This window comes from Nonomuraea solani (assembly GCF_900108335.1).
Classification (GTDB): Bacteria; Actinomycetota; Actinomycetes; order Streptosporangiales; family Streptosporangiaceae; genus Nonomuraea; species Nonomuraea solani.
In genome coordinates this window covers 15611-27900 of record NZ_FNVT01000010.1, presented here as the reverse complement: position 1 = coordinate 27900, position 12290 = coordinate 15611, and the positions used below count along the sequence as shown (strand labels likewise).

11 protein-coding genes are annotated in these 12290 nt (G+C 70.3%); 9 read left to right on the top strand and 2 right to left on the bottom strand.

Features of this window, described 5'->3' with window-relative positions; translation table 11 throughout:
• Nucleotides 1-9 precede the first annotated feature (9 nt).
• Nucleotides 10-267, bottom strand: coding sequence for a hypothetical protein (locus C4V41_RS31650; protein WP_103959632.1), 258 nt, complete (start codon nt 265-267; stop codon nt 10-12).
• A 161-nt stretch (nt 268-428) separates the two neighbouring features.
• Here C4V41_RS31650 and C4V41_RS31645 point away from each other — a divergent pair, with 161 nt between their 5' ends.
• On the top strand, nt 429-1199 hold the full coding sequence (locus C4V41_RS31645; protein ID WP_103959631.1) for an SDR family NAD(P)-dependent oxidoreductase: 771 nt from the start codon (nt 429-431) through the stop codon (nt 1197-1199).
• 3 nt (nt 1200-1202) lie between these two features.
• Here C4V41_RS31645 and C4V41_RS31640 read toward each other — a convergent pair whose 3' ends face one another.
• On the bottom strand, nt 1203-3026 hold the full coding sequence (locus C4V41_RS31640) for a glycoside hydrolase family 35 protein (RefSeq protein ID WP_200824368.1): 1824 nt from the start codon (nt 3024-3026) through the stop codon (nt 1203-1205).
• 82 nt (nt 3027-3108) lie between these two features.
• Here C4V41_RS31640 and C4V41_RS31635 point away from each other — a divergent pair, with 82 nt between their 5' ends.
• From C4V41_RS31635 to C4V41_RS31605, 8 genes are all read left to right on the top strand, one after another.
• A complete protein-coding gene (locus tag C4V41_RS31635) occupies nt 3109-4119 on the top strand; it encodes a LacI family DNA-binding transcriptional regulator (RefSeq protein WP_103959629.1) in 1011 nt (336 codons plus the stop codon).
• A 111-nt stretch (nt 4120-4230) separates the two neighbouring features.
• Nucleotides 4231-5568, top strand: coding sequence for a carbohydrate ABC transporter substrate-binding protein (locus C4V41_RS31630; protein WP_103959628.1), 1338 nt, complete (start codon nt 4231-4233; stop codon nt 5566-5568).
• 127 nt (nt 5569-5695) lie between these two features.
• On the top strand, nt 5696-6556 hold the full coding sequence (locus tag C4V41_RS31625; protein WP_235030487.1) for a carbohydrate ABC transporter permease: 861 nt from the start codon (nt 5696-5698) through the stop codon (nt 6554-6556).
• A gap of 12 nt (nt 6557-6568) precedes the next feature.
• Nucleotides 6569-7426, top strand: coding sequence for a carbohydrate ABC transporter permease (locus C4V41_RS31620; protein WP_103959627.1), 858 nt, complete (start codon nt 6569-6571; stop codon nt 7424-7426).
• A gap of 4 nt (nt 7427-7430) precedes the next feature.
• A complete protein-coding gene (locus C4V41_RS60935; protein WP_146103860.1) occupies nt 7431-7610 on the top strand; it encodes a DUF6903 family protein in 180 nt (59 codons plus the stop codon).
• Nucleotides 7607-9037 (top strand): alpha-L-fucosidase, encoded by a 1431-nt coding sequence (locus tag C4V41_RS31615; protein ID WP_200824367.1) that lies wholly within the window; start codon nt 7607-7609, stop codon nt 9035-9037. Before C4V41_RS60935 ends, C4V41_RS31615 begins: the two co-directional genes overlap by 4 nt.
• Nucleotides 9034-9969, top strand: a complete 936-nt coding sequence (locus C4V41_RS31610) for a peptidylprolyl isomerase (RefSeq protein ID WP_103959626.1) — start codon at nt 9034-9036, stop codon at nt 9967-9969. The genes C4V41_RS31615 and C4V41_RS31610 overlap by 4 nt, the downstream gene beginning before the upstream one ends.
• A complete protein-coding gene (locus tag C4V41_RS31605) occupies nt 9966-12287 on the top strand; it encodes a discoidin domain-containing protein (RefSeq protein ID WP_103959625.1) in 2322 nt (773 codons plus the stop codon). Before C4V41_RS31610 ends, C4V41_RS31605 begins: the two co-directional genes overlap by 4 nt.
• The last annotated feature ends 3 nt before the right edge of the window (nt 12288-12290 follow it).

Genomic DNA, 12290 nt, shown 5'->3' with positions numbered 1-12290 from the left:
CGCCGTTGGTCACACCGGGCGCTTGGTCCCGGATTCGCCGTCGGCCGGCGCCATGACCTGCGGCTTGCGGATCACCGTGTCGGCCAGCACCATGACCTGTGGCTTGCGGATCACGGTGTCGGCCAGCACCGTCACCACCTGCGGCTTGCGAATCACGTTGGTGGCCGTGGCCGGGCCCACGACTGCGGGGCCCGGGCCCAGTGCCAGCACGGCGGCCAATCCGACGGCCGAGACGATGGCGCGACGCGTCCAGGTACGAATCTTCATGCGGCTCTCCCAATGGGCCGATGATCACGACGTTACCGATCACCAGCATCAGCGCCACCCCCTCGCACGTCCACCCCAGAATGTGTCCGGATGTGGACACCTGTTGACCGTAACGACCATGGTCGTTATGAAGGAGTGGTCCCCCACGGCAGGAGTGCGCGATGCGCGGCTTAGCGGGAAAGCGAATCGTCGTCTGCGGAGGCGCGTCCGGCATCGGTGCCGCCACCGCCGAACGGCTCGTCGAAGAGGGCGCCAAGGTCGTGGTGGGCGACATCGACGAGGCCGGCGCCGAGGAGACCGTCAAGCAGATCACCGCGTCCGGCGGCACCGCCGTGGCCGTGCCGTTCGACCTGGCCGACGAGCCGTCCGTGCGGGCCCTGTTCGAGCGGGCGATGGCCGAGTTCGGCGGCGTCGACGGCCTCTACAACGTGGGCGCGGACCTGTCGGTGGAGACCCTCGACGCCGACAGCGACGTCGTGGCGATGGATCCGGCGATCTGGCGGCGTACGCTGGAGGTGAACCTGATCGGTTACGCCCTGACCTGCCGCACGGCCATCCCGCTGCTGCTGGAGCAGGGCGGCGGCGCCATCGTGAACACCTCGTCGGGAGCGGCGAACGCGGCCGAGCCGGTGCGCGCCGCCTACGCCGCGTCGAAGGCGGGCGTCAACACGCTGACCCGCCACATCGCCACCCGCTGGGGTAAGAAGGGCATCCGGTGCAACGGGGTGGCGCCCGGGCTGGTGCTCAGCCGGACGGCGCTGTCCAGGTTGAGCGAGGACTTCCAGGAGCTGGCGCTGCAGATGACCCGCAGTCCCCGCCTGGGCAGGCCCGCCGACCTGGCCGCCATCGTGGCGTTCCTGCTGTCGGACGACGCCGAGTGGGTCAACGGGCAGACGTGGGCCATCGACGGCGGGGGCACGCTGCGCGACTGACGATCAGTCGAACTCCTCGACGTACTCCTCCGGCGGCCCCAGCTCGGGGCGGTCCCGGAGGTCGAGGGTCGCGCCGAGGCGTTCCAGTTCGAGGACCGTCACGACGTTCTCGCCCGGGTGCAGCAGGGGCGCCGGGCAGTACAGCGTGACCTGCGGTCCGATCTCCCGGTAGCGGCCGAGCAGGAACCCGTTGACCCAGACCATGCCACGGCACGATCCCGGCAGCGCGAGGAAGGTGTCGGCGGGGGTGGCGACGCGCACGGTCGCGACCGCGAACCCGGACGACGCGGTCGCCGGTCCGCCGTGAACCGCGCGGGTGAGGTCGGTCGAGGTCCAGTCCTGGAGGGCGAGCGGGGTGCTGTCCCAGCCCTGCACCATGCGCCGGTCGATGAGGACCGGGCCGAGCAGGCCCTTGTGCCGGCCGATGCCCGGCCCGTAGTTCACCCGGCCGAGGTTCTCGACCAGGACGTCCAGGCGGACGACGGCGCCCGTACCGCGTATCGCCAGTTCCGGGTGGCCGGCGTCGGCGACGCCGGCGAATACGCCGTCGCAGAAGACCAGGGCCCGGTCGCGTACGTCGGTGAGGACGAGACGGTGCTCGCCGGCAGGGACGCGCGGACGCGCCGTGTGCAGGACCATGCCCGCGTCGAGCCCCAGCCGCTCGAACGAGGCCGGGCGCGGGCCGGTCGAGGTGGGCGCGGGCACCGCCATGAGCCCCGGGAGCAGGCCGGCGCGGTGCGCGAGCGGGACCCGCGCCGGCGGCAGCACCGGGGTCCGCGCGGACGTCCGTACGGGCCCGCGCGCCCCGAGCGCCTCCCGCATGGCGAAGAACTTGGCGGTGAGCGTGCCGTCCTCGGCGATCGGCGCGTCGGAGTCGTAGCTGGTCACGGTGGGCTGCAGGCGGCCCTCGTGCTCGTTGGCGCCTGCCCACAGCCCGAAGTTGGTGCCGCCGTGGGCCATGTAGATGCTGACGCTGCCGCAGTCGGCGATGATGCCCTTGAGGGCGCCCACGGCGCTGTCCACGCCGCGGACGTGGTGCCGCTCGCCCCAGTGGTCGAACCAGCCGTTCCAGAACTCGGCGACCACGAACGGCTCGTCCGGCCGCCGCGCCGCGTGCAACCGCCGCGCGGCGCCGGGCTTGGAACCCAGCGTGATGGCGGCCAGGGTGCCGGGCAGGGTGCCGCCGTCGAGCATCAGCTCGGTGGGGCCGTCGGCGGTGAACAGCAGCTCCCTGATGCCGCGCGCGAGCAGGGCCTCGCGGTTCCAGCGCAGATAGCCCTCGTCGTCGCCGAAGCTCCCGAACTCGTTCTCGACCTGCACCGCCACGATCGGCCCGCCCTCGGCGGCCTGGAGCGCGGCCAGGCGCGGGATCAGCTCGTCGAACCAGCGGCCGACCGGGGCCGTGAAGGCGGGGTCGGAGCTGCGGATCGCGACGTCGCGGGCGGTGAGCCAGCTCGGCAGGCCGCCGTTCGACCACTCGGCGCAGATGTAGGGGCCCGGCCGGACGACGACGTCGAGGCCCTCCTCCCCCGCCGTGCGGATGAACCGCTCGACGTCGCGCCAGCCGTCGAAGCTCGGCGCGGCGTCCTCGCGGGGCTGGTGGAAGTTCCACGCGATGTAGGTGTCGACCGTGTTGAGCCCGAGGTCGGCGAGGCGGCGGAGCCGGTCCCGCCACAGGTCTGGATGGACGCGGAAGTAGTGCAGCCCCCCGGACAGGACGCGGTGGGGAACGCCGTCGCGGTAGAGGCGGCGCCCGCGCCAGGTGAGGGCGCTCGCACCGCCCGGCGCGTCGGTCGTGGTCGCGGAAACGTCGGGCAGCTCGATCACGGTGCGAGAGCATATGTTATCGATGCCATATGTAACAAGCGCGCTAGGATCCCTCCAAACGACGTCGCGAGAGAGGAGCGCCGTGAGCAAAGCAGCCGAGCGGCCGACGAGGCAGCCCAGCATGGCCGACGTGGCCAAGACCGCCGGGGTGTCGGCGCAGACCGTCTCGCGCGCGCTCCGCGACTCGCCGAACGTCAACCCCGAGACCAGGAAGCGCGTGCTCGCCGCCGTCGAGCGCCTGGGCTACCGCTTCAACAACGCCGCCAGGGTGCTCTCCTCGGGGCGCAGCCACACCATCGGGCTCGTGCTGCTGCAGTCGGGCGGCTACTACTCCCGCTCGGCGGTGACGGCCGGCGTCGAGGCGGCCGCGGGCGAGGCCGGCTACGCGGTGAGCATCGCGACCATCGCCAGGCTCGACACCGGCCTGATGGAGCGGTCCCTGTCCAAGCTCGCCGACCAGGGCGTCGACGGCATCGTCATCGCCGTGCCGCTCATCTCCGTGACGCAGAAGATGGAGGACATCACCCGCGACATCCCGACGGTCACGCTCGACGGCTCCCGCACCGCGAGCGCCCAGGTGCTCGGGATCGACCAGAAGGAGGCGGGCCGCCTGGCCACCCAGCACCTGCTCGACCTCGGGCACCGCCAGGTGTGGCACGTCGCGGGCCCCGACGAGTGGATCGAGGCCCGGCAGCGGCGGCAGGGCTGGCAGGAGTGCCTGGCCGCGGCCGGGATCGAGGCGCCACCGCCGCTGGAGGGCGACTGGTCGCCCGACTCGGGATACCGGCAGGGGCAGGTCCTCGCCATGATCCCCGACGTGACGGCCGTCTTCGCCGCCAGCGACGAGATGGCCTTCGGCGTGATCCGCGCCCTGCGCGAGCGCGGCCGTTCCGTGCCGGGCGACGTGTCCATCGTGAGCGTCGACGACATCGCCCTGGCCGCCTACTGCAGCCCGCCGCTGACCACCGTGCGGCAGGACTTCTATCGCTCCGGCGCGGCGGCGGTCGCGCTGCTCCTGCACGAGGGCGCCGCGGGCGAGTCGCTCGTCACCGCCTCGCTCTCCGTCAGGGAGTCGACGGCGCCGCCGGCCTGAGCCTCTCGGACGGCCGTCTGTGAAGTGCCTCTTGCGCCTTCATGTTATCGATGCCACTGTAACAACGCGCCCCGTCAGGTGGGCAGATGTCCGCGGAAGGATCACACAACCATGAGGAGATCACTGGTCCTCACGAGCGCCGCCCTCACGGCGCTCGGGCTGCTCACCGGCTGCTCGTCGGCCGGAGGGAACGGCGGGAACGGCGGCTCGGAGTCGGGCAGGACGACCCTGAGCGTCGCCGCCCTCGAAGGCGGCTACGGGCGGGACATGTACAACCAGGTCATCCAGGCGTACGAGGCCGCGCACCCCGCCGTCGACGTGCAGCTCCAGATCTCGAAGAGCATCGAGGACGAGATCACGCCGAACATGAAGGCCGGGCGGTTCCCGGACGTCGTGGTGCTCGGCCAGGGCCGCAAGGCCGCGCTCACCGAGACGCTCATCAAGGACAAGGCGCTTGAGGACCTGACGCCCGTGCTGGGGGCGAAGGTGCCGGGCGAGGCCAAGACCGTCGGGGACAAGCTCATCGAGGGCATCGTCGGCAACCTCAACACCAACCCCTACGGCGACGGCAAGACGTACACGATGCCGATGTACTACGCGCCGACCGGCCTGTTCTACAACAAGGGGCTGTTCGCCAAGAAGGACTGGAAGGTCCCGGCGACCTGGGACGAGATGTTCGCGCTCGGTGAGACGGCCAAGAAGGACGGGATCGCGCTGTTCACGTACCCGACCGCCGGGTATCTCGACTCGTTCTTCTTCGCGCTGCTGGCCGATGTCGGCGGGGAGCAGTTCTACACCGACGTGATGACGTACAAGCAGGGCGTGTGGAAGACGCCGCAGGCCAAGCAGGTGCTCGACCTGACCACCCGGCTGCTGAAGTACGCCGCCCCGACCACCGTCGGCTACGCCAACGAGCAGGACTTCACCAAGAACCAGCAGTCCGTGCTGGACAACAAGGCGCTGTTCATGCCGAACGGCACCTGGATCGTCGGCGAGATGGCCGACGCGCCGCGCGCCGACGGCTTCGCCTGGGGCCTGACGCCGCTGCCGGCGGTCACCACGGGCGGCAAGCGCTACATCACGACCTCGGTCGAGTCGGCCTGGGTCCCCGCCGCCGCCAAGAACAAGGACGCGGCCAAGGAGTTCGTCGCCTACCTGTACTCGGACGAGGCGGCGAAGATCTTCGCCAAGTCGGACGCGATCCAGCCCATCGAGGGCATCGCGAGCAGCCTGTCGGCGGAGAACGCCGAGTTCTACAAGGTCTACGAGGACCCGTCGGTCGCCGCGCTCGTCGGCGGGTTCGCCAGCACCGCGCCGGTCGAGGGCGTCGACATCAAGGCCGCGCTCTTCGACACCGCCAACAGCGTCATCAGCGGCGACAAGACCCAGGAGCAGTGGCAGAGCGCGCTCGACGACGCCAGCGAGAAGCTGCGCCAGGCCGGTGGCTGAAGTGGCACCACGGGTGTCACAGCCGGTGTCACAGTCGGGGTCCCAGTCGGTGTCACAGTCGGGGTCCCAGCAGGGGTCACAGCCGGGGTCACAGCCCGCGTCGCGCAGGCGGGGGAACGGCGGCTTCGTGCTCGCCTGTCTCCTGCCCGCGCTCGTGCTCTTCGCGGTGTTCATGGTCGTCCCGACCGTGAACGTGTTCCGGATGTCGTTCTACACCTGGAGCGGTTTCTCCCCGGACATGCGGTTCGTGGGGCTCGGCAACTTCACCCGGCTGCTCGATGACACGCAGTTCGTGCGCGCGTTCCAGAACACCGTGGCGCTGCTGGTCGTCGTGACCGTCGTGACGATGGGCCTGGCCCTGTTCCTGGCGGCGATCATGACCAGGCAGCGGCTGCGCGGGCGGCCGCTCTTCCGGTTCGTGCTCTACGTTCCGAGCGTGCTGTCCGTGGTCGTGATCGCGGCGATCTTCTCCGCCGTCTTCGACCAGGAGAACGGCCTGCTCAACGGCACGCTGCGGCTGCTGTCGCTCGACGGCCTGCGGCAGGTCTGGCTCGGCGACCAGGATCTCGTGCTCTGGTCCGTCGCGATCGCGATGGTCTGGCAGTCGCTCGGCTACTACATGGTCCTGTACATGTCCGGCATGGCGAGCATCCCGGAGGAGGTGTACGAGGCGTCCGCGATCGACGGCGCCTCCCCCGGGCGGCAGTTCTTCGCCATCACGCTGCCGCTCATCTGGCAGAACCTGCGCACGACGCTGACGTTCTTCGTCATGAGCGCGGTCAACCTCAGCTTCGTCCTCGTCCGCGCGATGACCGGCGGCGGGCCCGACGGCTCGTCGGAGGTCCTGCTGAGCTACATGTACAAGCAGGCGTACACGAACTCGTCGTACGGCTACGGCATGGCCATCGGCGTCGTCATCTTCGCGTTCTCGTTCTTCGTGTCGCTGCTGGTGAGCCGCGCGACGCGGCGCGAGCCCCTCCAGTTCTGAGGATCTCCCACCATGACCACGATCAAGAAGGTGCCGGCGTACGTCCTGGTCACCGCGATCGCCCTCGCCATCGCGGTGCCGGTCGGCTGGGTGCTGCTCGCCTCGCTCAAGCGCAAGGGCGAGTTCTACGGCAGCCCGTGGACCCTGCCCGAGGGCCTGCACCTGCGGAACTACGTCGACGCGTTCGTCACCGCGTCCATGGGACGCTATTTCTTCACCTCGGTGCTGGTCACGCTGCTCGGGCTGGTGTTCGTGGTGGCGGTGTCCGTCCCGGCCGCCTACGTGATCGCCCGCTACGAGTTCCGCGGCCGCGGGCTCGTGGAGACGGCGATGCTGGCCGGGCTGTTCGTCAACGTCAACTACATCGTCGTGCCGATCTTCCTCATGCTCGTCGGCTGGGACCGCGCGCTGGTGGACGTCTTCCCCGACGGCTTCTTCATCGACAACCCGGGCGTCCTGTCGCTCGTGTACGCGGCCACCTCGATCCCGTTCAGCATCTACCTGCTCACCGCGTATTTCCGGTCGATCCCGGTCTCCTACGAGGAGGCCGCCGCCCTGGACGGGGCCTCCCGCTTCCAGGTCATGACCCGGGTCATGCTGCCGATGGCGCGACCGGCGCTCACCACCGTGCTGCTGTTCAACTTCCTGGCCTACTGGAACGACTTCATCATCGCCCTCACCCTGCTCCCGGGCGACGGCAAGACGCTGCAGGTGGGGCTGCTCAACCTGATGACCGCGCAGAAGGCCGCGGCCGACTACGGCCGGTTGTACGCCGGCATGGTCATCGTCATCGTTCCCGTCCTCATCTTCTACGCGCTCATCCAGCGCCGGCTCATCGAGGGCATGGCGTCCGGCGGCGTGAAGGGCTGACATCATGAAGGATTCGACTCGGGGCGTGCTGCTCGTCACCGCCCGGACGCTCGTCGCGACCGGCTGCGTGGCGGTCGTCGTCGCCGCCCGTACGACGGCCGGGTGGGGCAGTCTGGCGATCATGCTCGCCGCGCTGGCCGGGCTGCTGGCCGTGCTGGCCTCCTACAACCGGCGGTTCCGGTGACGGCGCTCACGGACGTGCGGCCGAGCGGGCGGCAGCTCGCGTGGCAGGCCATGGAGTTCTACGGGTTCGTGCATTTCGGCATGAACACGATGACGGACCGGGAGTGGGGCGAGGGGCACGACGACCCGGCCCTGTTCGACCCGGCCGGGCTCGACGCCGGCCAGTGGGTCGGAGCGCTCAAGGCCGCCGGGATGACGGGCGTGATCCTGACCGCCAAGCACCATGACGGCTTCTGCCTGTGGCCGAGCGACGTGACGGCGTACTCGGTCGCCGCGTCGCCCTGGCGTGGTGGCCGGGGCGACGTGGTCGCGGAGGTGGCGGACGCGGCGCGGCGGCACGGGCTGCGGTTCGGGATCTATCTGTCGCCGTGGGACCGTACCGAGGGCTCGTACGGTTCGGGGACCGCGTACGACGACTTCTACGTCGCCCAGCTCACCGAGCTGCTCACCCGGTACGGGCCGGTGTTCACGGTGTGGCTGGACGGCGCGAACGGCGAGGGCCCGAACGGCAAGCGGCAGGTCTACGACTGGGACCGCTACTACGCGGTGGTCCGCGAGCTGCAGCCGGACGCGGTCATCAGCGTGTGCGGGCCCGACGTGCGCTGGTGCGGCAACGAGGCCGGCGAGACGCGGCCCGACGAGTGGAGCGTGGTGCCGCGCGCCCTCCAGGACGCCGAGCGGATCGCGGACCGCTCGCAGCGGGCCGACGACGGCGCGTTCGCCCGGCTCGTCCGCAGCGACGACCGCGACCTGGGCAGCCGCGCCGCCCTGGCGGGGCACGAGGACGACCTGGTCTGGTATCCGGCCGAGGTGAACACCTCGATCCGGCCCGGCTGGTTCCATCATCCGGCCGAGGACGGCGCGGTCCGCGGCGTGGACGAGCTGTTCGGCATCTATCTGCGGGCCGTGGGCGGCAACTCCTCGTTCCTGCTCAACGTGCCGCCGGCCCGTGACGGGCGGCTGCGCGAGGCGGACGTGGCGGTGCTGGAGGGGCTCGGGCGGCGGGTCGCGGACTTCCGGGCGCGGCGCGTCAAGGCCGTCGCGACGGTGTCGTCCGGGATTCCCGGCGACGTCGGGACCGCGTGGCCCGGCGACGTCGGGACCGCGTGGCCCGGCCTGGGGCGGACGCCGTGGCGGCCGGACGACGCCGACCCGCTGCCCGGGGTAACGCTCACCTTTGCCCGGCCGCGTGCGGTCGAGGCGGTCGTCGTGGGCGAGGACATCACTCAGGGGCAGCGCGTCGAGCACGTCGTGGTGCGGGGGCGCCGGGACGGGCGGTGGACGACGCTCGCGGAGGCGAACGCGGTGGGCTACCAGCGCATCCTGACGTTCCCGCCGGTCGAGGTGGATGCCGTGCTGGTCGAGATCGCCCGGTCCCGGGGCACGCCGGTCGTCGCCCGGGTGGCCGTGATCGGAGCGGGCTCATGAAGAAGGTGCTGGTCGCCGGGGTGTTCACCGCCCTCGCCGCCCTGCTGGTCACCGGTGTGGCCCTGGCGCAGCGGAGCGACGAGGTCGCCACCGTCGCCGGGCATGCCGTCACCCGCGACGAACTGCTCTTCCACATGCGGCGGCTGGCGCCCCGCGTACAGGACCGGGATGGTAAGGCCGGTGGCCGGCTCGCGGCGCGGGCGCTCGACGAGATCCGGCGCGACAAGACGGCGCTCATCCTGGCGACGGAGCAGGGGCTGATCGCCTCCCCCGGCCACGCGGCCTTCCTCGCCGACCTGGCCGCCGAGAACGAGCGGCGCGCCGCCGCCCTCGCCCGGCGCGAGGTCGTGTACGGCCTGGCCAGGTTCACGCCCGAGCAGTACTACTCGCACCGGCTCACCGGGCTGACGACGGCGCTGAAGCAGCGGCTCGGCGAGCTCCGGGTCACCGACGCCGAGGTGCGGCGGGCGTTCGACGCCGACCGGGACGCCTGGAGAGCGAACGCCACCACGTACACGTACACGCAGCTCGTGGTGCCGGTGCCGGACGGCCACGCGGAAGCTCTCCAGCGGCGGGTGGCCGGCGCCGACCGGCTGACGGACCTCAAGGAGCCCGGCGCCCGGCTCACGACCGCCACCCACGAGGGCGGCGGCTCGGCCGTCCACGACCGGGACCTCATGGCGGTGCTCGGCGAGCTCGAACCGGGCCAGATCTCCGCCCCGGTCCCCGGCACCGGCCAGATCACCTACTACGAGCTCACCGGCAAGACCGTCGACGAGGAAGCGGCGTTCACCACGTACTCGCCGCGGATCAGGCAGTCGCTCATCGAGGAGAAGTTCGCCCAGTTACTCCAGCGCCGCGTGGCCGGCAGCGGTTTCGAGGTCGACCAGGCGGCGGTGGACGCCATCAACGCAGAGGATGTGCAGCAGTGAAACCTGTCGGTACCGCACCCCCCGCCGCGCGGGCGCTCCGGGTGGGCCTCACCGCCCTGCTCGCCGTGCTCGTCGCGGGCTCGCTCGCGCCGGCCGCAGCCGCCGCGGATCGCCCCACTCCGGCCGCTCCCGCCGCCGAACCGGAGGAACTGCCCGGTAACACGCCGAACCGGACCGGCGGCACGGACTACTACATCGACGCCAGGGCCGGTAGCGACGCCGCTCCCGGCACCTCGCCGAAGCGCGCGTGGCGCAGCCTCGCCAAGGCGAACGCGACGACGTTCAGGCCCGGCGACCGGGTCCTGCTCAAGGCCGGTGAGCAGTGGAACGACCAGCAGCTCTGGCCGAAGGGCTCGGGCGCCGCGAACCGGCCGATCACCATTACGGCGTACGGCGACAAGAACGCCCGCCTGCCGTACATCGCGACGAACGGCAGGGTGCCGAGCCCCTTCCGCGCGAACGGCACCAAGAACCCCGACACGGTCGGCCTGACCGGCGCCATCGTGCTGCGCAACCAGCAGTACTTCGAGATCAACAACGTCGAGCTGTCCAACGACGACAACTTCGCCGGCGACATCACCACCGGGTCCTACGTCCGTGACGGCATCGCGGTCTCCATCAACGCCGACCTCCTGCCGGCCGGCACGGACAGCGTCATGGACCACTTCCGCATCTCGAAGGTGTACGTCCACGACCTCGACGGCCCGAGCACCTGGCAGAAGATCCACTACGGCGGCGTGAACTTCCAGGTGTTCGGCGGCCGGAGCTACAAGGACTACGGCACCGGCGGCCACCATTTCAAGGACGTCCGGATCGAGAACAACACCTTCGAGAAGGTCGAGTTGCACGCCGTGCAGTTCGCGTTCAACTGGTTCGCCGCCGACGGGGTGGACGCCGGTCAATACGACGAGAGCGGGAAGTTCCACGAGGGCTGGGAGCAGCTCTGGGTGCGCACCCGTGACCTGTACAGCCGGGACGTCTACATCGGCCACAACTACGCCGAGAGCATCGGTCAGGGCGCTTTCCAGTTCGCCAACGCCAAGAACATGACGGCCGAGTACAACGAGGTCAACGGGTTCCTGGAGCGGTATGACGCGGTGTCCTGCGGGCTCTACCTGTGGGCGGGCGCCGACTCGGTCATGCAGTTCAACGAGGTCTACGGCGGCCCGGACAACGAGTTCGACGGCACGCCGTGGGATCTGGAGTACACGAACTTCAACGTCACTTACCAGTTCAACTACTCGCACGACAACGCGGCGGGCTGGATGGCGTACATGGGCAACAGCTCGAACTCGGTCGCCCGCTACAACCTGAGCGTCAACGACAACGGCGTGCTGGTGAAGAACATGTTGTCGACGAACTATTCACCGACCTATTTCGCGAACAACACGTTCGTGTACGACGGCGCGGACCTCGACTACATGCACGACGAAACGTTCCTGAGCAAGGTCTATTTCCTGAACAACATCTTCTACAACACCTCCGCGGCGCGGGCGACGCCCTGGTATCGCCGTACCGGCGCGCTGCGTCAGGCGGTGTTCTCCAACAACGACTTCTACGAGGCCGGCGGCACCCATTCGGCCCAGGAGCCGCCCGACCGCAACAAACTGCGTACCGACCCCAAGTTCGCCGGAAACCCGGCCGACTACGTCACCGGGGCGGGGGTGAAGAACATCCGCACGGCGGCCGCGCACTTCAAGCTCCGCGACGACTCCCCGCTCATCGACGCCGGCCGCTACAACCCGCACCTCGGCACCGAGGACTTCCTCGGCACGCACATCTACTACGGTGCCGCGCCGGAGGTCGGCATCGCGGAGAGCCGGATCGGCGCCCAGGTGCCCGACCCGGTGGACACCGACCCCATCGAGAACGAGCAGGGCCGCGTCAACCTGGCCCTCGGCAAGCCGGTCACCGCCAGCTCGACCCATCCCGGGGCGAACGGCACGCTCATCGCGAAGAACCTGACCGACGGGAATCCGGCGACCCGCTGGGCGGCGGCCGACGACGCCACCTATCCGATCACGCTGGACATCGACTTCGGCGCGAACACCACGTTCGACGAGATCTACCTGGACGAGTACACCGACTCGGGCACCAACCCGCGGGTCCGGACGTTCGACCTGCGGCGCTGGGACGCCGCGACCGGCGCCTGGGTCACGTTCGCGAGCGGCGCCGACGGCATCGGCCACGACCGGTCCGTCACCGGTTTCGGCGACGTGACCACGTCCCGGCTCCGGGTGGCGCTCACCGGCAAGATCGCGACCGAGGTGTACACGCCGACGATGACCGAGATCGCCGTGCACCGCGCCAGCGGGTGAACG

Bases quoted from the DNA above. Each gene is read 5' to 3' on its own strand.
- C4V41_RS31650 (WP_103959632.1), bottom strand. From the start codon at position 267: ATGAAGATTCGTACCTGGACGCGTCGCGCCATCGTCTCGGCCGTCGGA.
- C4V41_RS31645 (WP_103959631.1), top strand. From the start codon at position 429: ATGCGCGGCTTAGCGGGAAAGCGAATCGTCGTCTGCGGAGGCGCGTCC.
- C4V41_RS31630 (WP_103959628.1), top strand. From the start codon at position 4,231: ATGAGGAGATCACTGGTCCTCACGAGCGCCGCCCTCACGGCGCTCGGG.
- C4V41_RS31620 (WP_103959627.1), top strand. From the start codon at position 6,569: ATGACCACGATCAAGAAGGTGCCGGCGTACGTCCTGGTCACCGCGATC.
- C4V41_RS60935 (WP_146103860.1), top strand. From the start codon at position 7,431: ATGAAGGATTCGACTCGGGGCGTGCTGCTCGTCACCGCCCGGACGCTC.
- C4V41_RS31610 (WP_103959626.1), top strand. From the start codon at position 9,034: ATGAAGAAGGTGCTGGTCGCCGGGGTGTTCACCGCCCTCGCCGCCCTG.